This window comes from Ghiorsea bivora (assembly GCF_000744415.1).
Classification (GTDB): domain Bacteria; phylum Pseudomonadota; class Zetaproteobacteria; order Mariprofundales; family Mariprofundaceae; genus Ghiorsea; species Ghiorsea bivora.
On sequence record NZ_JQLW01000009.1, the window covers coordinates 109,935 to 130,601 of the forward strand.

Genomic DNA, 20,667 nt, shown 5'->3' on the forward strand with positions numbered 1-20,667 from the left:
AACACATTCATATAGGAGATTATTATGGGTATTTACAACGCACTTTATACAGGTTCCAGTGGACTATCAGCTTTCGGTGAAAGTGTTCGCGTGATTGGTGATAACATCGCCAACATCAACTCTTTGGGTTTCAAATCACAAAACGTGGTCTTTTCCGATGTTTTATCACAAACCGTTGGTGTAACACGCTCCAACATCGCCAACCAAGTGGGTAATGGTGTGCGCATCGGTATGATTACACGCGACCAGCAACAAGGGTCGATTCAGAATACCACCAGCGCTACCGATATGGCGATTAATGGCAATGGTATGTTTGCCCTCAAAGACCCTGCCAGTGGACAAACCTATTATACCCGCGCAGGTTCATTTATCTTGGATAAAAACTCCAACCTTATTGATGGGCAAGGTTTTGTGGTTCAAGGCTGGGCAACCAATGAACAAGGTGATGCCACAGGTAATATTACCGACATCACCTTTGGCGGGCTGGCATCCCAAGCCCAACCCACCACCAATGTTGATGTGGGTGTAACCCTTGATTCCAATGCAGCAACCTATAATGCAGGTGTTGCTTTTGATCCCAACAATGCAGCAACTTACCACTACAAAGCTGAAGCCAATATCTATGATTCATTAGGCCAACAACATGCGGTCAGTGTTTATTATATTAAAGAAGCCAATAATACTTGGAGCTGGCAGGCTGGCGTGGATGGCGCTGATGTTTCAGGTGGTATTCCAGGACAACAAGTGATTGTGGGAAATACCGCAACCAATTTTAACACCACCAACCCAGCACTTGCATTGCCCTTGCCAGCAGGCACAGAAATTTCAGGTGATGCAACCTTTGACCAAGCTGTCACCATCAATGGTATTAATGTCTTGGCAGGGCAAACAGTCAGCGCGGCTTTAGGCAGCTCTGTTGTAGTCAATACCAGCACATTCCCTGCGGGCACCAATGTTACCTCAGGTAATGTGCTCACTGCACCTGCGAGTAACCAGCTTGTCTTTGGTAGCCAAGGTGAATTGGTCACTGAAGTTGGCCCTGGTATCAACTTCCCTTGGAACAGTGCTGCAGTATCCACCATCAACTTCAACTTTGGTGATGCCACCACCAATGACCAACAAGCTATTCTTGGTGATGGTTTAAATGGTACGGTACAAATGGCAGGTACATTTGCCACCCGGCAAATCGTACGTGATGGTTATGCATCAGGTTTCTTGGATAAATTGGAAACCGACTCCACGGGTCGTGTATTTGGTGTATTCACCAATGGACAACGCCGCTCATTGTATCAAGTCGCATTGGCAAAATTCCCCAATGATGCTGTGCTTAACCATGTGGGTAACAACCTGCAACAAGAAACCATTGCCTCAGGTTCACCCATCTTGGAAAAACCAGGTAATGGTGGTATGGGTTCTATCACCCCTTATGGTTTGGAGCAATCCAATGTGGATTTGGCGGGTGAATTTGTAAAATTGATTGTGGTACAACGTGGTTATGAAGCAAACTCAAAAACCATCTCAACCACAGACCAAATGTTATCGTCTTTAATGCAAATTAAACGTTAATAACAACGCACTTCATACATCAAGCCTGTTTGTTTTTTTTGCAAACAGGCTTTTTTATGACGCATACATCATGAAATGGCAGGCACACAAAACTATTTACACGCGCCATGAAACTTGTTAGAAGTTAAACATGTCTAATTTACCCCACATTCAACTGCAACAAGGTGATATACACATACTCATTTTAGGTGGCGGTAATGGTGGCAATGCTTTGCTCAATCTCTTTTACCAATACAGTGATTGGTTATATATTGACGGTGTCATCGATATGGATGAACAAGCTGTTGCCATACAACATGCACGTACACTGGGTATTCCAACCTATACCAATGCTTTACAAGCTATTCATAACTTTACAGGTGATATTATTATCGATGTCACTGCCAATACAGAATTGCGCCAAGTTTTGCTTCAAGCCAAACGCAAACGCGAGAAATTAGAAGTGATTTCTGACAAGAGCTCACGACTTTTATTTGACTTGGTGAACCAAGAACATCAACAACAGCAATGCATCAAAGATAAAGACCTACACCTTCAATTACTGAATGCCATGTTAGACCTTTCTTTAAAACTGGAAGAGCATCACAATACAGCCGATGTTATCAAACATGCATCAAAGGGCATACATCAAAGTTTACAAGCTCAAAAGGCCCTAACCATCGTGATCAAAGGTGTGGATAGCGAATGTTTTGGTATTTTAGACAAGCCGATTCCTTCGCCTGTACCCCAAGACTTTGTTCTGCATTTACAACAACACTTCACAGCACAAGAGCATAAAGATAAAGCTTTTGTCAGCCTTTCACCTGCTTTATACATCCCATTTGTCGATGAAACATTTAACTTGGCTATTCCACTGTTTGACCAACATGCGTTGATTGCCGTGATATTGGTCGAACATCATAAACCATTAGATGTGAATACTCGCATGTTGCTAGAAGTCACATCATCCCACCTACACCTCGCCATTCAAGCCCAAAAAAAACATCAAGCATTAGAATATCAAGCCATTCACGACCCTTTAACAGGTATTTATAACCGCCGTCACTTTGCACTTCGTATGGAAGAAGAGTTTAACCGTTTAGAACGCGGACAACAAAGTTCACTCAGCTGTATGTTTTTTGATGTTGATTTCTTTAAACTCATGAATGATCAATATGGTCATGAAGTGGGTGATATTTTATTGGTACGTATTGCCGAACATATACGCCAACATCTACGCGCTTATGACATTGTAGCCCGCTATGGCGGCGATGAATTTATCGCACTTTTACCAGGGGAGCTTGGTAAAACCCTACCTTTAGAAAATATAGCTTGCCGTATTATGGATTCTGTCAAACAAATCAAGATTAAAGGTTATGAAAGTATCCAAGTTAGCCTATCCATTGGTGTCGCCTGTGTGTTACCTGCAACCATCACCAATAGCCAAGAGCTCATCACTTTAGCCGATGATGCATTATACCAAGCCAAAAGTTCAGGTAAAGGTTGCGTGCGTCTTAAAGAAGTTTTAGCCAATAGTTATATCAAAGAAACCACCGTACATGCAGCCAGCACTAAATCTTAAAACATGCTTCAAGGTGATTTGGGTAAGGAAAAGCTTACCACAGCGCCGCCACCTTCACGGTTAACAATACTCATGCGTCCACCATGACGCTCAACCAAAGCTTGAGCGCGTGTTAAACCCATGCCCGTATTACCTGCGAAATGTTTACCCGTAAAAAAAGATTCAAACGCACTTTTTTCTTCATGCGCTTCCAAACCACAGCCACAATCTTCTACTGTAAACACAATCATATTGGCTTCATGTTTTGCATGCACCGTAATGAGACGTGAATAGGGTTCTTCTCTGGCATCAATCGCTTTTTTCGCATTGCATAGCAGCTCCCAAACCACACGTTTAACAGCCAAAACATCTGCATAAACAGCAGGCAACCCTACACAGTCCATTTCCAAATGATCATCGGCGAGTTTTAATTGGGCAAAACAACGCATAAATACCGTATGCATATCCACAAACTCACATTCAAGCTCATCAAATAAACAATGGTAAATTTCATTGGCACCCAACACCATATCATCCATACGACTGGCACTATGGTTTAACAATTCAAGGATTTCGGGAAGCTCGCGACCTAAAATATAAGATAAACTTTCCTTGCTTCCTGTTCGCTCGGCTTGGGTTGCATCTTGAATCAGTGTGGTTGCTTCCTGCACCAACGCTTGAATATTTAACAAAGGATTACGTAAATCATGCGAAAAAACATGCATGGTTTTACGCATATTATTTTCTCGTTTGACTGTAATTTCACTTGTGTTTAATAACATGAAATAACTCCGTTCCATGACATACCAACAACTGCATTGTTATTATTAATCTATTAATAGCCCATCATATTACTTTCGTCAAAATTTTTTACTATCCGCAAAGCAAGACTTTTAAAACAAGCAGCGGTAAACTTTGTCATCATTCACATCAAGGATAGCTTATCATGCGTATTGTTATTTCACCTGCAAAAAAACTTTATGAAGGTCCAGTGCTGCAAAACTTTCCCTATACACAGCCTATCTTTTTGCAACAAGCGCAAACATTGATTGCTATTTTACAAGAAAAAGATGCTTTTGATATTGCTTCGCTCATGAAATTAAGTATGAAACTTGCTGATTTGAATGTGCAACGCTACCAAAATTGGCACACCCCGTTTACAGCGGACAATGCCAAACAAACATTGTTTAGCTTTGCGGGTGATGTGTATCAAGGTTTGGATGCACAAACATTATCCAGCGATGACATTGCTTTTGCCCAAACCCATTTGCGCATATTATCAGGGTTGTATGGCATACTTCGCCCGCTGGACTTGATGCAAGCTTATCGCCTTGAAATGGGAACAAAACTGAGCAATGCCAAGGGTAACAACCTTTATGACTTTTGGGGCAATAGCATCACCGAACAACTCAACCAAGAGCTTGAAGCAGATGATACGCTGATTAACCTTGCATCCACCGAATATTTCAAAGTGATTCAACCCAAGTTGCTGCAAGCCAATATCATTACGCCGACCTTTAAAGAAAACAAAGCAGGTACTTATAAAGTCATTGGTATTTATGCCAAAAAAGCACGTGGTCTGATGACAAGATACATCATCCAAAACCGTATCAGCGATGTACAAGCCATCAAAAACTTTGACCTAGATGGTTATATCTACAACCCTAACCTATCCGACAACAAAACTTGGGTATTTAGCCGAGGCTAAGGACGTTTTTGAATAAGACTTGAGCCCACCATACCCACTAAAAATACACCGTCACTCCCGCGGTTTATTCAAAGCTCCCTTAAAGCTTCTATCAACCTTTGAATATCTGATTGTTGATGTTGTGCTGATAGTGTTATCCTAAGCCTAGATTGCCCTTGCGGCACCGTGGGTGGGCGGATTGCAGGCACAAAAAAACCAGCCTCCCGCATCACTTTCGCCGCATGCAAAGCTTGAGCATCTGAACCCAACATGATGGGTTGAATGGCGGTTTGAGATGGTAACAAGTGAAGCCCTTGTGTGTTTTGCAGAAAAAAGTCGATATTATGATGTAATTTTTTGATGAAATCACCTTGTTTGATGATGTTTAAAGCTTCTTGAGCGCCAGCCAATACACATACAGGCAATGCGGTGGAATAAATCAAAGTACGCATGCGCTGTTTTAAACCTTCAATCATAGAAGAAGTACCCAAAATATACGCACCATAACTGCCCAATGCTTTACCCAATGTACCCACTTCAAGCAAACGTACATGCCCAGCCAACCCAGCTTGACCAACAAGCCCTTTGCCATCTATACCTGCCGTACCCGTGCCATGCGCATCATCAATCACTACAATCGTGTCATAAGTCTCTGCCAAGTCTAACAAGGCTTGCACATCAACAGCGTCACCATCCATGCTAAATACACCATCAGAAACTATCATACGTTTAGCTGCTGTATTTTTTTGCAACTGTGCTTCCAATATGTTCAAGTCTAAATGGGGATAACGGTGCACTTTTGCACCCGACAACCTTGCCCCATCCACCAACGAAGCATGGTTCAATTTATCACTAAATATATGTGTAAACCTATCTGCCAAGGCTGGTAATAAACCCATGTTTGCCAACATACCTGAACCAAGTATCAAACATGCTTCAAACCCTTTCCACGCTGCAAATTCGCGCTCAAATTCATGCAACAAAGGGTCATCACCCGATACCAGTCTGGATGCACCGCTACCCAAACCATGAGTATCGATGGCAGCCTTTGCCGCAGCACACACTTGATGGTTTGTACTCAAACCCAAATAATCGTTAGATGCAAAGTTGAGCAGTCTTTGCCCTTGAACCTCAATCCACAGCCCATCACGTTGACTCGCTAAAAGTTTACGTTGCTGTGTCTCTGAAATTACATCAAACCAATTGCCTGTATCAACCATGTTCGCTATATTCCTTGTCATGTTCAGGCTGTCAACGCGTTTACTTCAACACCTACAACCCTATATTTTCCCGCCTGCCTGCCCTACCTGCAAAAAAGTCCATGCTACACGCGCCATAAACACCAAACCAGCAAACATCAACCTGCCAGAACAATACGGCTGCTGTGCCGATTGTTTGCAAGACATTCATCTTGCGCCAATAAACACTTGTTATCGTTGCGGTATTACCCTGCCCAAATCACTTGCTCCAGGCCCTTGTGGACATTGTTTAACACAGCCTCCACCCCAAAAGCATACCCGTAATGTATTTGTTTACCGTGATACGGTTCGTACGGCGTTATTGGCTTGGAAACTACAAGGTCAAAGCGCAGGTTTACACTGGTTACTCCAATCTTCAGCGCAAACATTACAACAGGTTTTCTCCCCCCATGACTTGTTAATCCCTGTGCCCATGCCTTTATCACGCATGCGGCGTTCAGGTTTGCATCACAGTGCCGATTTATGCCAACGCATTGCCCAAATCACATCAAGCCAAGTTTGCCACACCCTGCTTCGCCGCACAGGCAACCATACCCGACAATCTGCCCTCAAAGGCAAACAACGTCTGAGCAATTTGCGTAAGGCTTTCATGCTTGCAAACGACTACCAAATACAGTTGGATAACTACAATGTACAAGGTAAAATATGGGTTGTGGATGACATTTTAACCACAGGTGCTACGCTGCGCCATGCTTGTAAGGTGATGAAAAAAACACAACATCCCATATTTGCCTTTGCCTTGGCTAGAACACCGAGCAATACTTAGGAGACCATATGAGTAGCAACGCAAAAATTGAAATCTATTCTGGCGATTACTGCCCTTACTGCGTGCGTGCCAAATCACTTCTCGAACAACGTGGGTTGGATTTCATTGAATACAATGTGCAACAAGAGCCTGAAAAACGTGTTGAAATGATGAAACGAAGCCATGGTGGGCGCAGCATTCCACAAATTTTCATCAATGATCAACATGTGGGTGGTTGTGATGAACTTTATGCACTGGATAAAAAAGGTCAGCTTGACGCTTGGTTAGTATAAACCATGCCAACACCTGAGCAGCTTCTGCAAAACAACAAAACATGGGCCAATCAACGTGAACAAAAGTCGCCTGGTTTTTTTGATCGCCTATCAGGGCAACAAAAACCCAAATATATGTGGATTGGCTGCTCAGATAGCCGTGTACCTGCCAATGAAATCGTTGGTTTGGATCCGGGTGAAATTTTTGTACACCGAAATATTGCCAACCAAGTACACCATACCGATTTAAACTGTTTATCGGGTGTACAATATGCCGTAGATGTATTGAAAGTAGAACATATTATTGTGACTGGGCATTATGATTGTGGCGGTGTGGAAGCTGCAATCACCTCGCAACATTTTGGCATCGTGGACAACTGGATTCGTGGTATTCGTGATAATTTTCACCAGCATTACGATGATTTAAAAGATTTATCCCCACAAGAAATGTCAGACCGTATGACAGAACTTAATGTCATCAAACAAGTGGAAAACCTATCACACACCCGCATTATACAAAGTGCATGGGAAAAAGGTCGTCCTTTAAGTATTCATGGTTGGGTGTACCGACTTGGCACAGGTCTTATTCATAATTTACAGGTATCACGTCATGCAGCAGGTGATATCGCGCCTGTATTCCGCTCCGTACCTCGTCTCTAAAGATGACTGAAAAGCTTATACCCATTTCTTTTGCACTCACGCCACGGATGCAATCTTTGATTGAACTGCGTGATGCTTTGCGTTGTATGCAACAAGCATTGCAAAACCAATCACCCTTTTTATGGCTCACTGCAAGCAATGAAATTCATGCTTTGCTTGTCGGTGATGGACATAAAAAACCTGCAATCCCCAATATCATCAGTTTATTTTCAAGCATGCAAAAACACTTTAAAAATTTAGCCACAAAACACCCTGAATTTGAAAAGAAATTGATTCAAGCTTGCCATGAAGTTGCAACTTCAGCCGAAAAAATACGCAGTAGCACATCATCAAGCATAGATTTCTTAAATGCTGATGCATGGTTAACAGCTTATAGAGATAGTGTGCGCAAACAAGACTTGCTTGGACATAAACTCTCCTTACCTCAGCTGATTCACCCCTTTTGGCACAATAGTGAACATGCACAACAACTTTACAGCATTATTGAGCCCATGATTCAAGCTATTGAACATCTCAACACCATGTTACATGCCCATGTGCCTTGGCAGCAACGTACTGCCCATGCAGGTTATGATCAAATCACCTTGGCAGCACAAGATGATATTGGTTTGGTGATTATCGGTGTGCCTGAACAAGCTGTTGCCCAAGGCATCGTACCCAGTTGTTCAGGCTTTCGCGCTGTGATACGCCTTAGGTTTTCCCAATGGTCACCCGGCAAGGTCGAACACGACATTACACACAATCAAACATATGCACTCATGGCGGTACCCATATCATGAATAAAAAAATCACGGTCAAATGCCCTATTTGTAAAACACTTGTGGAATACGGCAGTGAAAACTTTCCTTTTTGCAGCGAGCGTTGTCAGACCCAAGATTTGGGCAATTGGGCCAGCGATGCTTATGCCATTCCAAGTGATAGCATCAGTGACGAACAACCACTGGATGAGACACAGCCTCAGCATAGTATCCATTAAACCATGCAAAACACTTCATCCATGCCCCAAAAAAATATACCCAATCCCAACACACCCAAAAAACATTTAAGGCTCGCATACATTCTCACCCATACAGTACTTTTTATACCCGTACTCTTATGGCCTTTACCCACACTGATCTTTCAAAACCCCATGTTATACGATATTTTTATTCCAACATGGTTAACCTGCATTGTGATTCAGTTGCTTGTCGCAGTGGCTATGGACAGCATGTTGTACCAAGTATCCAGCTTCAAACAAGCTCTGGATGCAACGCTTTGGGTGAGCTTGATGGCCATGTTTTCAGTCTCCACCTTACAAAAACATGAATCAGCATGGGTATTGGGTGTTTTGTTTCTAATTCATTCATTTCGTGCAGCATACAAACTTATGCAAGCAGACCACCAACAAACATCATGGTGGTTATGGTTGGCTTGGGGCAGAGACATGACTTCCGCAGTCATCATTTTGTTTTGGAGCTTTATGTTACTTGGTCAGTAAAACTTCAGCTCACTTGTTGGCTGAACCTTGGCTAAGCTCCTGTATCCTTCTTTTAATACCAGCTTGATATTCAGGAGGCATCACCTTTAATATACCTTGAAGAAAAGCAATGGCATCTTGTGGGGTTGCTGTTGACGCTAAAAATCGAGAAGCCAATGTCACTAAAAACGGCGGTGCATCTTTGCGATTGGCTGCTACAGACATCAACTCAAAAGCCTGCTTATCATCATGCAGCAAGTCGTGCGCAATGAAACCTGCAAAAAAAGGAAATTCCCACACTTCAGGACGTGGATCAAAGCTTTTGCGTAATAAATCCACCGACGCTTCAGGCATATGGGCATCATAAGCCAAAATACTGCCCGCTAACCGATACACATCAAAAAACTTAGGGTCCAAATTTTGCGCTCGATTCAAATACACAGGTAAATACTGCAAAACCTGCTTCTTTTGATGCTGTGTAGCTTCATAATAAATTGCAAACACATCCAACATACGAAAATCAGCCATAATACCACGCAATGGCCCTGCGATTATGATTTCAGCTCTGGGGGAAGAAGACGATGTCCATGTATGTAACTGCTGCTTACCATGTATGTGTTCAGACTGCTCACGCACCACCAACAAAAGCAGCAATGAAACAGATAAAACGAATATAGGTAAAATTTGCAACTTCTTTGCCATGGCTATAAATCTCGCCGCTTAAACAACATCAAACCCATCATGAAACATACCACAGCATACAAACTATGTTCTGCAACATACATAGTCATTTGCACAAGGCTCAATGCATCACCATGCGCCAGTTGCAGCGCAATATCTGCGCCATTCAAATGTGGAATCATGGCATACACCGCATCCAATACTGGCATAATGAATGCTGGTGTTTCAGCCATCACATCTGGGCTTTGCAAGGCTTGTAACACAGGCGGGAAAATCCAAGTAAACACCAAAGAAGCCATCACAAACAACATCATCTCTGCATCACCAGAGGCCCATGATGCAATAAAGAATACCAAACCCAACACAGCAATATACTGAAAAGCATAAAAGAACATCATTTGTGCCAACGTAATCCAAGAAAAACCAGATTGATAAAATTCAGGTTTGGCACCAATATAAAATACAGCCACAATGAGCGAAGAAACAAACAATGCCAACAAAAGCATCATAAAAGCAAAAACAAAACCTACAAATCTACCAGCGAAATAATCGGTTCGTCTCACGGGTGGTGTAAGCAATATATAACAAACCCGTTCAAATATATCTTTGCTAAGCAACACAACCACCACAAAAATCAAAAAAGCAATCATCATCAGTTGCGCTGATGCAGCAATCGCATCCATATAGACCTTGCCAATATCTACCATAAACAACGCACCCATCACCACGGCAAAAGCAGGTGCTACAAGCGCTATCAGCAATATCATTTTATAACTTCGGCTTTGCCAAAGCTCCAACCAAGTTAATTTTGCCAACTTAATCCAAAGCATGTTCATGACTCCAGTGTATCAAACGTTGCTCCAAATCTTCAACTTCTTGCATATTATGCGCTTTGATATCCATTGTTTCACACATCTTACCTTGCGCCATAATATGCACTTGGTCACACAGACGAACCAAGTCTGTCACCGCATGGCTACACATCAAAATACTTGTCCCAGCTTGCTTTCTCCGCATAAACACATCCAACATATGTTTCCTGCCCATAGCATCTAAACCACTCATAGGTTCATCTAAAATCAACCATTCAGGTTGCCCTGCAAGCGCATAAGCAATGGCTGTGCGTTGTTTCATGCCTTTGGAATATGTACGAATCGGTTGATGCCATGCTTCTGGTTTTAAACATACCTCTTCAAGCAAGGATTCCACAGCCTGCGATGCACCTTGCACACTACAGGCATGGGACACAATTTGGTAAGCCGACAAGTGGATAGGTAAATACGGATTTTCAGGCAGCATAGACACTGATTCCAAAGCCACATCAGGTTTGCCATCTGCATACACCAAACCCATCAAAATTTTAATCAGCGTGCTCTTTCCTGCACCGTTAGCGCCCAACAAACCATGGGCAAATGAAGATTGTAGTGTTAAACGTTGCAAATCCAGCACACACTTTTCTTGGTAATGTTTTTGTAAGGCTATGATATTCATCTTACACCCCTAACTTTTAGAAAAAAAAAGGCTCCCGAAGGAGCCTTTTCATGAAAAATATAAGTTTAGTTAACAGCGTAAGCTTTAATAATTGTTCCTGTTTGACCTGAACAATCAGTCGTTGCTGGTGTACCACCTGTAGCATCTAATTTAGCGCCTTCTGTTGCCGCTGCAGTCAAAGCAACGGGTGCAGGTGCTGCATTACTTGCCATAAAAATTTGGTTACCACCAGTATGTTTAGCACGAATACAATATCCAGTTGTTGCACCTTTTGTGAAAGCTGCGCCTACACCATCAGAAATATTCCATGTTGCATTCACAACACCTGTTAAACCACTGGATGTTAGGGTGATTGGAGCTGCACCAAATGTTGCTGCTACTGTATCTGGATAGACATAGTTATCTGTGTAAAAACCTTCAGTCACAGTAACGCCATTTTTAGCATCTGCTGCTGCTGCTGAGTTAAACGCTTTAATACGGAATGTGGCAAATTGTGGAATCGCAATCGATGCCAAAATACCAATAATCGCAACCACAATCATCAATTCAATTAAGGTAAAACCTTTTTGTGTTTTTTGTTTAAGATTCATATTGAAATCTCCCCTTTCTTTTTTTTAAACAGTCTTGTTTAGCCTGTGTTTAGCATGCAGCAACCATGATGCCAAGCTCATAGCTTATAAATACACAATCAACCACAACAAACTGACACTTTTTGTCAGTATCAAGACCCTGATTTGTCAGTTTAAGGTAATGTTCGCAATCGCTGCTTTGGTCATATTCGAACAGTCTTGGGTTACAGGTGTGGCACCTAAACTATTCAGCTTCACACCTTGGCTTGCACTAGCTTTTAATGCAACGGGAACAGTAGAAGCATTGCTTGCCATATACACAATATCTCCAGAAAAATGCTTGGCTAGCAAACAATAACCGCCTACACCTTTAATATATAAAACAGACACTTGATCAGAAACCAACCAAGGCTCTGTAGTTGTCCCATCGGTTAACACAGTTAAACCCTGCCCTGTAAACAAAGGAAGACTATCAGGAAGTTTAGAACCAAAAGACTTAAACGTTTCAATCTTTCTTATACCATTCTGGATATCAGAAATAGCTACTGAATTAAATGCCTTGATGCGAAACTTAGCAAATATTGGTATTGCTACAGAAGCCAAAATACTGACAATTGCAACCACAATCATTAATTCTATTAAGGTAAAACCTTTTTCTTTCATAGCTATTTCAAGCAAAAGTTGTGCCTAGCGTTTAAACACCACCATCACTCGAATCATCGGGCTCAATATATTTCGCCATATACAGGCTTTGCCCAATGATAAAAACAACGGTTAAACCCATCAGTCCAAACAATTTAAAGTTTACCCAAGTATCGGTATCGTAGTTGTAAACCACATACAGGTTTAAAAAACCTAAAAAGATAAAAAACACAGCCCAAGCCACATTTAATGTGGACCATACATGTTGCGGTAAGTTAACCTGCCCGCCCATCATACGTTGAATAATATTTTTTTTGCCAATCCACATGCTGCCCAAAAATACGACTGCAAATAACCAGTTGATCACCGATGGTTTCCATTTAATAAACATCTCATCATGTAAAAACAGCGTTAAACCACCAAACGCAGCCACTAGGACCAATGTAATCACATGGTTTTGCTCAAACTTGCCTTTCCACAAACGTACACCCACAGTTTGAATCGCGCTGGCAATAATCAATACCGCCGTTGCCACATAAATATCTTCCATCTTGTACACAATGAAAAACAACGCCACAGGCAAAAAATCAATCAACATTTTCATAATCTAATTATCCTTTTTTCGTCTCTTACCGTCATACCCACGAAGGTTAACCAACACTCTTTCTGTCATTCCCGCGTTTAGGTGAATTGCGGGAATGACGCTTAAATGGGAATACCTTGCCTTGCAAGTTCATCCGCTTTTTCATTACCTTCATCACCCGAATGCCCTTTCACCCATTGCCAATCCACATCGTGAATTTGATTTAAGGCATCCAAAGCTTCCCATAGTTCACGATTGGCTACAGGTTCTTTTTTACTATTTTTCCAACCTTTTTTCTTCCAACCATGAATCCAATCGGTAATCCCGTTCAATACATACTTAGAATCAGTAACAATTGTAATTGAAGATGGTTTTTTTAAAGCTTTAAGCGCTTCAATGGCCGCTTGTAATTCCATGCGTTGATTGGTGGTATCTTTTTCGCCACCGCACAATTCTTTTTCATGATGCCCCGCTTTAAGCCAAACACCCCAGCCACCAGGGCCAGGATTTCCAGAGCATGCACCATCGGTATAAGCGATAATTTTATTACGCATAATCACCACTTCCCTCGTCATTCCCGCGATTAGGTGAATTGCGAAGCAAGAGAGTATCCCCTAGGGGAAGGCGGGAATCCACTAACCAACACATCATCAATGAATTGAATTCCACAAATCATCCCAATTCGGATTATTCTCTTCAATTAACCTTATTTTCCAATTACGATTCCACTTCTTCATTTGCTTCTCACGAGTAATGGCGGACACCATAGTCTCATATTGCGCATAATAAACCAAGATATGTACATTATATTTTTTAGTGACCCCCTCGATATAATCATTCTTATGTTGCCAAACACGATGAACCAAGTTACTCGTTACACCAACATACAACCTTCCATGCTTTTTACTTGCTAGAATATAAACGCATGGTTGTTTTATCATCACATATAGATTCTCGCCTACGCTGGAATGACGGACCTTTTATACGCCACTATATTGCGCATGCACTTCTCTAGCGTGCATATTGGGAAGTTTATTTAATGCTGCGATCAAAGCCTTAGCCGATGCCACCACAATATCGGTGTCTGAACCTTGTGCATTCACAATACGCTCACCATCTTGCAAACGCACAGTCACTTCACCTTGCGCATCCGTGCCCGCAGTAATTGCATTCACTGAATACAACAAAAGTTTACCATTGGGTTCCACCAAAGATTTAATGGCTTTAAATGCTGCATCCACGGGGCCATCACCCTTGGCAGTAGCCTCAAATATTTCACCATCAATATCCAATTTCACTGCCGCCACTGGTGCATCTTTCGTGCCTGATGCCACATGCAAAGCCACAAGTTTCACATGTTCGGTATTGATTTCAGCATCTTCATTCAAAATCGCTTGCAAATCTTCATCAAAAATATCTTTTTTCTTATCTGCCAACGCTTTGAAACGCTCAAACACAGCAACCAACTGCTCATCATCAAGCGTAACACCCAATTCAACATAGCGTGCTTTTAATGCAGCCCGCCCTGAATGTTTACCCAATACCATACGATTGGTATTCCAGCCCACAGATTCAGGGGTCATGATTTCATAAGTTTTTTTATGTTTTAAGACACCATCTTGATGAATACCCGATTCATGGGCAAAGGCATTTGCACCCACAATCGCTTTATTGGCTTGAATCGGCATACCTGTGATTTGTGAAACCAATTTCGAGGTTTGCACAATTTTGGTGGTATCAATTCCTGTATCAATGTTATAACGGTCTGCACGTGTTTTCAAAATCATGACGATTTCTTCCAACGCCGCATTACCCGCGCGTTCACCCAAACCATTGATGGTACACTCCACTTGCCTTGCCCCATTCTCCACCGCAGCCAAAGAGTTTGCCACAGCCAAACCCAAGTCATTATGACAATGCACAGAAAAAATCGCTTGATCAGCATTGGGTACACGTTCACGCAACAACTTGATTTTACGGCCAAATTCATCAGGTGTCATATATCCCACAGTGTCAGGAATATTGATAACCGATGCACCTGCATCAATCACTTTTTCTACAATCCTACACAAAAAATCATCATCAGAGCGCCCTGCATCTTCTGCTGAAAACTCAACATTTGCTACCAAGTTGCGTGCTTGTTTCACCGCAGCTACTGCACGCTCCACCACTTCATCAGGGCTCATTCTCAATTTTGCTTCCATATGAATCGGGCTGGTTGCGATAAACGTATGAATACGCCCTCTATCGCCTGCGGGTTTAATCGCTTCAGCCACGCCATCAATATCTTTAGGGTGCGCTCTAGCCAAACCAGCAATCATCGCATTGGGAACTTCGGCTGCAATTCGGTTTACCGCTGTAAAGTCATCTGGAGAAGCCACAGGGAAACCCGCTTCAATCACATCCACACCCAATGCCGCAAGCGCATGGGCAATACGTAATTTTTCCTCAATATTCATTGAACAGCCAGGTGATTGTTCACCATCACGCAAGGTGGTATCAAATATGTATAAACGGTCAGACATAAAACTTCTCCTTAAACCCAATCTTTTCATCAAACCCTTGGGCTAAAAACAAAAAAGCCACGGGGATAACCGTGGCTCGAAACTTCAAATACTAAATAAAAACGTGTCTATTCAGTCGGTGTACGAGCCAGTTCGGCACAATAATGTTGTGTCGAGTTCTACGAGCAGGTACAGGTTAAAACATTTCATGCCGCGGAGTATGCGCTGCTTTAATCGTTATTGTCAACGTCAGTTTTTACTGGTTGTTTTGCTTTGGCTCGCGCCAATCGTTTCTTCAAACGCAAACGTGCCGCTTTTTGCCCCTGCCATACACTCATAATCGGACCATGCACACAGTACGCCAAAAACACACAAAATAGTACACGGTGTGGATCAATCACCAGCAGCACCACAGCGGCTAAAATACTCACCAGCACTGCAAACGAACGTTTTTGTTTTAAATCAATATCTTTACCCGACAAAAACCGAACATTACTCACCAAAAGCCAAGCCAGAGCAATACTAAGAACCAACCACAAACCACTCGATGGCGTGGCATCAAAAGATGAATAAAACAACACACCCGATGCCATAAAAATGGCCAATGCAGGTGTAGGTAAACCTTGGAAATAACGTTTATCTTGGCTTGCAAGCTGCACATTAAACCTCGCCAAACGAAGTGCCGATCCAGCAACAATCAAAAAGGCAGCCAACCAACCCAGTTTATCATAAGGCGTTAATGCCCAAAGATAAACCAATACCGCAGGTGCAACCCCAAATGACATCATATCAGCCAGAGAATCAAGCTCAGCACCAAATGCAGTTTCCGCATTCAATAAACGTGCAACACGCCCATCCAACATATCAAAAATAGCAGCGCCAATAATACCCCAAGCAGCATTTTCATAGTTGCCCTGAATCGTGCTTACCAGCGAATAAAAGCCACAAAGCAGACCAAGCAAGGTAAACATACTTGGTAATACGTAGATTCCTCTACGTTTAATGGTATGCACTGGGCGGTTTTTTTTATCTTCCATGGGTTAAACAGTTTCCTTTTTACGCGCCAACATCATTGCAGCCATTGTCCATATTAAACCATAAGAACCTATGACTGCAATCCCTGAACCAACAACAAATAAGAAACTATCTGGCGCAAAAGGAATAACACCGCACGCGCGCCCTTGATTTGCTTTAGAAGATAAAGAAGTTTGCTTATTCATATGGCAAAGCCTACAAATAAAGCCTAAACAAGCAATCTAAAAGCAAAAAGGGGATAAACAAAACAAACTTACTTGGCAAAAATTGCTGCAGCCAACGCGTTGTATGTAAACTTACCTTTGCCAACCTGTTTTTTTATCAAGTTTTTATACTGGGCTGTCATGGTTTTCGCTTTTTTCTTCCACTTCACATCAAATGCAACAACGCGCCTGTTTTCCACAGCAAAGCCACTTTCAAATACTGCAGCCAAAGTGTCAGCTGAGCCGTAAGCTGCTTGAATTTTCTTCCATGATGGCCCGACTTTATCTTTATTTGTTGCATGACAAGATTTACATTTTTTCGTTAATGCATTCGCTTTAGCCATATCCATTATGGGTTCTGATTTAAGCATGATATCGCTTGGCGCAGGGCTGGGCTCACTTTTAATGGGTCCTTTACCTTGTACGCGTGGTGCAATAACTTTTTTAACTTTAGGGCTTGGGGCTGGCGCAACTTCAGGTGTTTTCTTTGCAACAGTTGTAACGACTGGTTTTGTTTCCTTGGCTTTGGCAGCAGGTTTAGGTTTGACTCTTTCTTTTTTTACAGTTGTCTCTTTAACAGGTGCTGGAACAATATTTGTATCGGCAGGTTTTTCTTTTTTCATCACTTTATCAGCAGGCACAGGCACTGTAGTCGTATTTATCTTCACCTGCTCTTTTTCAATGGGTTTCACCTTTGCTGCGGCTGGTGTTGTTTGCTCATTACTTTCTTGAGTACACGCAGCCAAACTCATCACTGCTAACATAACCATGAATATTTTCATAATACCCCCCTCACTTGTTCAACAATACCCATTTTATCCAGTTTCAAGTCACGTAAAATCTCAGCTTGCGTCCCGTGCTCTGGAAAGACATCTGGCATGGCAATATGCACAAATGCGCCCGACCAACCCGATTTTAACGCCTCCACAGCAATCTTCTCGCCTATTCCACCTTCACCCACACCTTCTTCAACCACAACCAAGGGTTTATGCTTGGGCAAATGTTTGATGATGGCATCAACATCCAAAGGTTTGACAAACCTCAAGTTTAGCAATGCAAAGTCTTTCTTATCTTCTTCTTTTAGCGTTTCCACAGCAGCTTTCGCATCAGAGAAACGTGTCCCCACAGATACAATCAAACCATCTTTTCCTTGTTCAATCACCTCTGCCTTACCCACAGGTATTAATGCTGGTGTTTCAGATTCTAAACCCAAACCCGAACCACGCGGATAACGAATCGCCACAGGGCCATCGATATCTTCCAATGCTGTTTTAAGCATATGTGTGAGTTCAATTTCATCTTTAGGGCACATCATGGTCATATTCGGCAAACATCTGAGGTAGGCAATATCAAACATACCCGTATGCGTAGCACCATCAGCACCCACAATACCTGCCCTATCCAAACACATCACCACATGCAAATTTTGAATGCAAATATCATGGATGATTTGGTCGTAAGCGCGTTGTAAAAACGTGGAATAAATTGCCACCACAGGTTTCATGCCCGAACAAGCCAAACCACCCGCAAAAGTAAGCGCATGTTGTTCAGCAATTCCTACATCGATGCAACGCTCAGGAAACATTTTGGCAAACTTCGATAAACCTGTACCACCAGGCATGGCTGCAGTAATGGCAACAATAGATGCATCTTCTTGTGCCAAATGAATCAATGTATCCCCAAACGCTTGGGTATATGTTTTAGGTGCATTGGCATTTTTAACAGGTGTACCCGACTTCAAACAATACGGGCCCAAACCATGCCAAGTTTCCGGGTCTTCTTCCGCGGGTTCATAACCCAAACCTTTTTTAGTTAAGACATGCAAAAGCACAGGGCCTTTTAAATCTTTGCAATTCTCTAAGGTAGGCAGCAAGGTATCAAAATCATGCCCATCAATAGGGCCAATATATCTAAAACCAAGCTCTTCAAACAATGTGCCCGGTGTAATCATGCCTTTGACATGTTCTTCCAAACGTTTGGCAACATCAAACACTGCAGGCACTTTATTTAAAATCTTTTTCGCCGCTTCTTTAGCATGGGTATAATTTTTATCGGTGATAATACGCGCCAAATACGATGACATTGCACCCACATTGGGTGCAATCGACATTTCATTATCATTCAGGATGACCAACAAATTATTCTCATTGCCGCCAGCATGATTCAAAGCTTCAAAAGCCATGCCACCACCCAACGAACCGTCACCAATCACTGCAATCGCATGATTATGTTGATGTTGCAAATCTCTACCGATAGCAAAACCATAAGCTGCTGAAATCGAAGTTGAAGCATGACCCGCACCGAAACAATCATGTTCGGATTCTTTGCGTTTGGTAAAACCATTCAAACCATCATATTGACGCATGGTCGGCATGCCTTGCAAACGACCCGTAAGAATTTTATGCGGGTAGGCTTGATGCCCGACATCCCAAACAATTTTATCTCGCGGTGAATCAAACACATAATGCAAAGCAACTGATAATTCCACCACGCCAAGCCCTGCACCCAAATGCCCACCAATCGGGGCTAAAGTTTCAATCAAATAATCACGCATTTGTTGCGACAGTTCTGGTAATTGCGATGTTTTCAAGCGTTTTAAAGCATCTACACCATCAATGGCGTGCAATAAGTCCAAGTTTTTCGTATCTGACATTATTGCCCTCGCTTTAAAATATAAGTAGCCAAGCTTTTTAACTGATGCCCTGCTTCACCTTGCATAGGTTCACAGGCTTGCAGTGCAATTTCACACAGTTCACCCGCCAACTCTCTTGCTTTTGTCACACCCAATACCGATACATAAGTTGCCTTGTTTTGCGCCTCATCTTTACCGGCACTTTTACCCAAGGCTTCACTCGTTGCTGTGGCATCCAAAATATCATCAGCGATTTGAAACAAAAGCCCGACTGCCTTACCAAACCGCGAACATGCTTGAAACTGTTCATCCGATGCATTTGCTAATTTCGCACCCGCTTCACATGACCAACGCAACAGTTCACCCGTTTTGTGCAAGTGGATACGCTCCACTTGCAAAACATTATCCACCCTTTGGTTTTCCGCCAAAATATCCATCATTTGACCACCCACCATACCTTGGCAGCCAGCCGCAAGAGCCATATCTTTAATCAAAGCTAAACGTGTATATGCATCGGCATCCAAATCTGCGAGCAGCTCAAAACTTAATGCTTGTAAGGCATCAGCAGCAAGCACTGCCGTTTCTTCATCAAACTGCTTATGACACGTGGGTTTACCGCGTCTAAAGTCATCATCGTCCATACAAGGCAAGTCATCATGAATCAATGAATATGTATGCATACATTCAATACTTGCCGCAGCAGGTATAACCGTTTGCAAATTTTGCCCACCACAAGCCTCATAACATGTTAAGACCAGCGCAGGTCGAACACGTTTACCACCTGCTAATAAAGAATATAACATAGCATCCAATAAACGGGAAGGCACATGTGAACGCCTTGCTTCTAGCGTTTGTTTAGAAAAATCTTCGACCAATAATGCATGCTCAAAAAGAAAATTAGGGGCTTTCATCAACGCTCACCATCTGCATCAAGAATTTGTAGACGTTGCTCAGCATCATCCAGTAACTTTTCACATTGGCGCGTTAATATCACACCTTCTTCAAAGGCTTTCACACTATCTTCAAGTGATAGTTTTCCAGACTCCAACTTCTCTACCATGGTTGTTAAACCATCCAGAGCCTGCTCAAATGATAAATCTTGATGTTTGTCTTTGCTCACCATATACCCCGCATCTTAAAAA

Annotated in this window: 25 protein-coding genes and 1 pseudogene; 9 read left to right on the plus strand and 17 right to left on the minus strand. The window is 42.4% G+C overall.

The annotated features are described in order from the left end of the window. Positions 1-24 precede the first annotated feature (24 nt). Both DM09_RS07705 and DM09_RS11150 read left to right on the plus strand, forming a co-directional pair. Complete coding sequence (locus tag DM09_RS07705; protein WP_038249488.1) at positions 25-1,566, plus strand: flagellar hook protein FlgE; 1,542 nt, start codon at positions 25-27, stop codon at positions 1,564-1,566. A gap of 130 nt (positions 1,567-1,696) precedes the next feature. Further along, positions 1,697-3,127: a GGDEF domain-containing protein gene (locus tag DM09_RS11150; RefSeq protein WP_051938303.1), complete on the plus strand. Its 1,431-nt coding sequence runs from the start codon at positions 1,697-1,699 to the stop codon at positions 3,125-3,127. An 8-nt stretch (positions 3,128-3,135) separates the two neighbouring features. Here DM09_RS11150 and DM09_RS07715 read toward each other — a convergent pair whose 3' ends face one another. Continuing rightward, positions 3,136-3,888 (minus strand): sensor histidine kinase, encoded by a 753-nt coding sequence (locus DM09_RS07715; protein WP_038249492.1) that lies wholly within the window; start codon positions 3,886-3,888, stop codon positions 3,136-3,138. Positions 3,889-4,052: 164 nt separating this feature from the next. Here DM09_RS07715 and yaaA point away from each other — a divergent pair, with 164 nt between their 5' ends. Beyond that, positions 4,053-4,814: a peroxide stress protein YaaA gene (gene yaaA, locus DM09_RS07720; protein ID WP_038249495.1), complete on the plus strand. Its 762-nt coding sequence runs from the start codon at positions 4,053-4,055 to the stop codon at positions 4,812-4,814. A 68-nt stretch (positions 4,815-4,882) separates the two neighbouring features. Here yaaA and DM09_RS07725 read toward each other — a convergent pair whose 3' ends face one another. Further along, positions 4,883-6,013: an aminotransferase class I/II-fold pyridoxal phosphate-dependent enzyme gene (locus DM09_RS07725; protein WP_038249499.1), complete on the minus strand. Its 1,131-nt coding sequence runs from the start codon at positions 6,011-6,013 to the stop codon at positions 4,883-4,885. Positions 6,014-6,032: 19 nt separating this feature from the next. Here DM09_RS07725 and DM09_RS07730 point away from each other — a divergent pair, with 19 nt between their 5' ends. The 6 genes from DM09_RS07730 (at position 6,033) to DM09_RS07755 (ending at position 9,206) form a co-directional block, all read left to right on the plus strand. Beyond that, positions 6,033-6,818: a ComF family protein gene (locus DM09_RS07730; RefSeq protein ID WP_157753660.1), complete on the plus strand. Its 786-nt coding sequence runs from the start codon at positions 6,033-6,035 to the stop codon at positions 6,816-6,818. A gap of 8 nt (positions 6,819-6,826) precedes the next feature. Next, positions 6,827-7,090 (plus strand): glutaredoxin 3, encoded by a 264-nt coding sequence (grxC, locus tag DM09_RS07735; RefSeq protein ID WP_038249502.1) that lies wholly within the window; start codon positions 6,827-6,829, stop codon positions 7,088-7,090. 3 nt (positions 7,091-7,093) lie between these two features. After that, on the plus strand, positions 7,094-7,729 hold the full coding sequence (can, locus tag DM09_RS07740; protein ID WP_038249503.1) for a carbonate dehydratase: 636 nt from the start codon (positions 7,094-7,096) through the stop codon (positions 7,727-7,729). A gap of 56 nt (positions 7,730-7,785) precedes the next feature. Then, complete coding sequence (locus tag DM09_RS07745; RefSeq protein ID WP_232507784.1) at positions 7,786-8,508, plus strand: hypothetical protein; 723 nt, start codon at positions 7,786-7,788, stop codon at positions 8,506-8,508. Then, on the plus strand, positions 8,505-8,705 hold the full coding sequence (locus DM09_RS07750; protein ID WP_038249513.1) for a DNA gyrase inhibitor YacG: 201 nt from the start codon (positions 8,505-8,507) through the stop codon (positions 8,703-8,705). The genes DM09_RS07745 and DM09_RS07750 overlap by 4 nt, the downstream gene beginning before the upstream one ends. 153 nt (positions 8,706-8,858) lie before the next feature. Then, positions 8,859-9,206 (plus strand): hypothetical protein, encoded by a 348-nt coding sequence (locus DM09_RS07755; protein WP_157753662.1) that lies wholly within the window; start codon positions 8,859-8,861, stop codon positions 9,204-9,206. A gap of 9 nt (positions 9,207-9,215) precedes the next feature. Here DM09_RS07755 and DM09_RS07760 read toward each other — a convergent pair whose 3' ends face one another. The 15 genes and pseudogenes from DM09_RS07760 to DM09_RS07830 all read right to left on the minus strand — a co-directional run bounded on the left by DM09_RS07760 (position 9,216) and on the right by DM09_RS07830 (position 20,648). After that, positions 9,216-9,887, minus strand: coding sequence for a hypothetical protein (locus tag DM09_RS07760; protein WP_051938305.1), 672 nt, complete (start codon positions 9,885-9,887; stop codon positions 9,216-9,218). 2 nt (positions 9,888-9,889) lie between these two features. Further along, the gene (locus DM09_RS07765) at positions 9,890-10,696 is read right to left on the minus strand and encodes an ABC-2 transporter permease (RefSeq protein WP_157753664.1); all 807 of its coding nucleotides are present in this window, start codon (positions 10,694-10,696) and stop codon (positions 9,890-9,892) included. After that, positions 10,683-11,357 carry an ATP-binding cassette domain-containing protein gene (locus DM09_RS07770; protein WP_051938306.1) on the minus strand — a complete coding sequence of 225 codons (675 nt, stop codon included), beginning with the start codon at positions 11,355-11,357 and terminating at the stop codon, positions 10,683-10,685. The genes DM09_RS07765 and DM09_RS07770 overlap by 14 nt, the downstream gene beginning before the upstream one ends. A 488-nt stretch (positions 11,358-11,845) precedes the next feature. Continuing rightward, positions 11,846-11,947: pseudogene (locus tag DM09_RS11865) on the minus strand (type IV pilin protein); the annotation flags it as partial. A 147-nt stretch (positions 11,948-12,094) separates the two neighbouring features. After that, positions 12,095-12,604, minus strand: a complete 510-nt coding sequence (locus DM09_RS11800; protein ID WP_081881157.1) for a type IV pilin protein — start codon at positions 12,602-12,604, stop codon at positions 12,095-12,097. A gap of 16 nt (positions 12,605-12,620) precedes the next feature. After that, positions 12,621-13,172, minus strand: a complete 552-nt coding sequence (locus DM09_RS07785) for a septation protein A (protein WP_038249522.1) — start codon at positions 13,170-13,172, stop codon at positions 12,621-12,623. Positions 13,173-13,273: 101 nt separating this feature from the next. Next, complete coding sequence (gene rnhA / locus DM09_RS07790; RefSeq protein WP_099098497.1) at positions 13,274-13,705, minus strand: ribonuclease HI; 432 nt, start codon at positions 13,703-13,705, stop codon at positions 13,274-13,276. Between the two features lie 96 nt (positions 13,706-13,801). Then, complete coding sequence (locus tag DM09_RS07795; RefSeq protein WP_038249528.1) at positions 13,802-14,092, minus strand: GIY-YIG nuclease family protein; 291 nt, start codon at positions 14,090-14,092, stop codon at positions 13,802-13,804. Between the two features lie 39 nt (positions 14,093-14,131). After that, complete coding sequence (locus DM09_RS07800; RefSeq protein WP_038249530.1) at positions 14,132-15,676, minus strand: 2-isopropylmalate synthase; 1,545 nt, start codon at positions 15,674-15,676, stop codon at positions 14,132-14,134. A gap of 209 nt (positions 15,677-15,885) precedes the next feature. After that, entirely contained in the window at positions 15,886-16,692 is an 807-nt protein-coding gene (gene pssA, locus DM09_RS07805) for a CDP-diacylglycerol--serine O-phosphatidyltransferase (RefSeq protein WP_038249532.1), read from the minus strand. Between the two features lie 3 nt (positions 16,693-16,695). Next, positions 16,696-16,875 carry a hypothetical protein gene (locus DM09_RS07810; RefSeq protein ID WP_038249535.1) on the minus strand — a complete coding sequence of 60 codons (180 nt, stop codon included), beginning with the start codon at positions 16,873-16,875 and terminating at the stop codon, positions 16,696-16,698. A gap of 68 nt (positions 16,876-16,943) precedes the next feature. Beyond that, positions 16,944-17,675: a hypothetical protein gene (locus DM09_RS11155; protein ID WP_051938307.1), complete on the minus strand. Its 732-nt coding sequence runs from the start codon at positions 17,673-17,675 to the stop codon at positions 16,944-16,946. Further along, on the minus strand, positions 17,672-19,546 hold the full coding sequence (gene dxs / locus DM09_RS07820) for a 1-deoxy-D-xylulose-5-phosphate synthase (RefSeq protein WP_038249538.1): 1,875 nt from the start codon (positions 19,544-19,546) through the stop codon (positions 17,672-17,674). Before dxs ends, DM09_RS11155 begins: the two co-directional genes overlap by 4 nt. Beyond that, positions 19,546-20,436 carry a polyprenyl synthetase family protein gene (locus DM09_RS07825; protein ID WP_038249540.1) on the minus strand — a complete coding sequence of 297 codons (891 nt, stop codon included), beginning with the start codon at positions 20,434-20,436 and terminating at the stop codon, positions 19,546-19,548. Before DM09_RS07825 ends, dxs begins: the two co-directional genes overlap by 1 nt. Then, the gene (locus DM09_RS07830) at positions 20,436-20,648 is read right to left on the minus strand and encodes an exodeoxyribonuclease VII small subunit (RefSeq protein WP_038249543.1); all 213 of its coding nucleotides are present in this window, start codon (positions 20,646-20,648) and stop codon (positions 20,436-20,438) included. Before DM09_RS07830 ends, DM09_RS07825 begins: the two co-directional genes overlap by 1 nt. Between the last annotated feature and the right edge of the window lie 19 nt (positions 20,649-20,667).

What these genes read in the sequence shown, in the direction of transcription:
- DM09_RS07765 (WP_157753664.1), bottom strand. Translation starts at nt 10,696, where the DNA reads ATGCTTTGGATTAAGTTGGCAAAATTAACTTGGTTGGAGCTTTGGCAA.
- can (WP_038249503.1), top strand. Translation starts at nt 7,094, where the DNA reads ATGCCAACACCTGAGCAGCTTCTGCAAAACAACAAAACATGGGCCAAT.
- DM09_RS07760 (WP_051938305.1), bottom strand. Translation starts at nt 9,887, where the DNA reads ATGGCAAAGAAGTTGCAAATTTTACCTATATTCGTTTTATCTGTTTCA.
- DM09_RS07705 (WP_038249488.1), top strand. Translation starts at nt 25, where the DNA reads ATGGGTATTTACAACGCACTTTATACAGGTTCCAGTGGACTATCAGCT.
- DM09_RS07770 (WP_051938306.1), bottom strand. Translation starts at nt 11,357, where the DNA reads ATGAATATCATAGCCTTACAAAAACATTACCAAGAAAAGTGTGTGCTG.
- DM09_RS11150 (WP_051938303.1), top strand. Translation starts at nt 1,697, where the DNA reads ATGTCTAATTTACCCCACATTCAACTGCAACAAGGTGATATACACATA.
- dxs (WP_038249538.1), bottom strand. Translation starts at nt 19,546, where the DNA reads ATGTCAGATACGAAAAACTTGGACTTATTGCACGCCATTGATGGTGTA.
- rnhA (WP_099098497.1), bottom strand. Translation starts at nt 13,705, where the DNA reads ATGCGTAATAAAATTATCGCTTATACCGATGGTGCATGCTCTGGAAAT.
- DM09_RS07830 (WP_038249543.1), bottom strand. Translation starts at nt 20,648, where the DNA reads ATGGTGAGCAAAGACAAACATCAAGATTTATCATTTGAGCAGGCTCTG.
- DM09_RS07800 (WP_038249530.1), bottom strand. Translation starts at nt 15,676, where the DNA reads ATGTCTGACCGTTTATACATATTTGATACCACCTTGCGTGATGGTGAA.
- DM09_RS07750 (WP_038249513.1), top strand. Translation starts at nt 8,505, where the DNA reads ATGAATAAAAAAATCACGGTCAAATGCCCTATTTGTAAAACACTTGTG.
- grxC (WP_038249502.1), top strand. Translation starts at nt 6,827, where the DNA reads ATGAGTAGCAACGCAAAAATTGAAATCTATTCTGGCGATTACTGCCCT.
- DM09_RS11155 (WP_051938307.1), bottom strand. Translation starts at nt 17,675, where the DNA reads ATGAAAATATTCATGGTTATGTTAGCAGTGATGAGTTTGGCTGCGTGT.
- DM09_RS07730 (WP_157753660.1), top strand. Translation starts at nt 6,033, where the DNA reads ATGTTCAGGCTGTCAACGCGTTTACTTCAACACCTACAACCCTATATT.
- DM09_RS07755 (WP_157753662.1), top strand. Translation starts at nt 8,859, where the DNA reads ATGTTATACGATATTTTTATTCCAACATGGTTAACCTGCATTGTGATT.
- DM09_RS07825 (WP_038249540.1), bottom strand. Translation starts at nt 20,436, where the DNA reads ATGAAAGCCCCTAATTTTCTTTTTGAGCATGCATTATTGGTCGAAGAT.
- DM09_RS07795 (WP_038249528.1), bottom strand. Translation starts at nt 14,092, where the DNA reads ATGATAAAACAACCATGCGTTTATATTCTAGCAAGTAAAAAGCATGGA.
- yaaA (WP_038249495.1), top strand. Translation starts at nt 4,053, where the DNA reads ATGCGTATTGTTATTTCACCTGCAAAAAAACTTTATGAAGGTCCAGTG.
- DM09_RS07785 (WP_038249522.1), bottom strand. Translation starts at nt 13,172, where the DNA reads ATGAAAATGTTGATTGATTTTTTGCCTGTGGCGTTGTTTTTCATTGTG.
- DM09_RS07810 (WP_038249535.1), bottom strand. Translation starts at nt 16,875, where the DNA reads ATGAATAAGCAAACTTCTTTATCTTCTAAAGCAAATCAAGGGCGCGCG.
- pssA (WP_038249532.1), bottom strand. Translation starts at nt 16,692, where the DNA reads ATGGAAGATAAAAAAAACCGCCCAGTGCATACCATTAAACGTAGAGGA.
- DM09_RS07715 (WP_038249492.1), bottom strand. Translation starts at nt 3,888, where the DNA reads ATGTTATTAAACACAAGTGAAATTACAGTCAAACGAGAAAATAATATG.
- DM09_RS07725 (WP_038249499.1), bottom strand. Translation starts at nt 6,013, where the DNA reads ATGGTTGATACAGGCAATTGGTTTGATGTAATTTCAGAGACACAGCAA.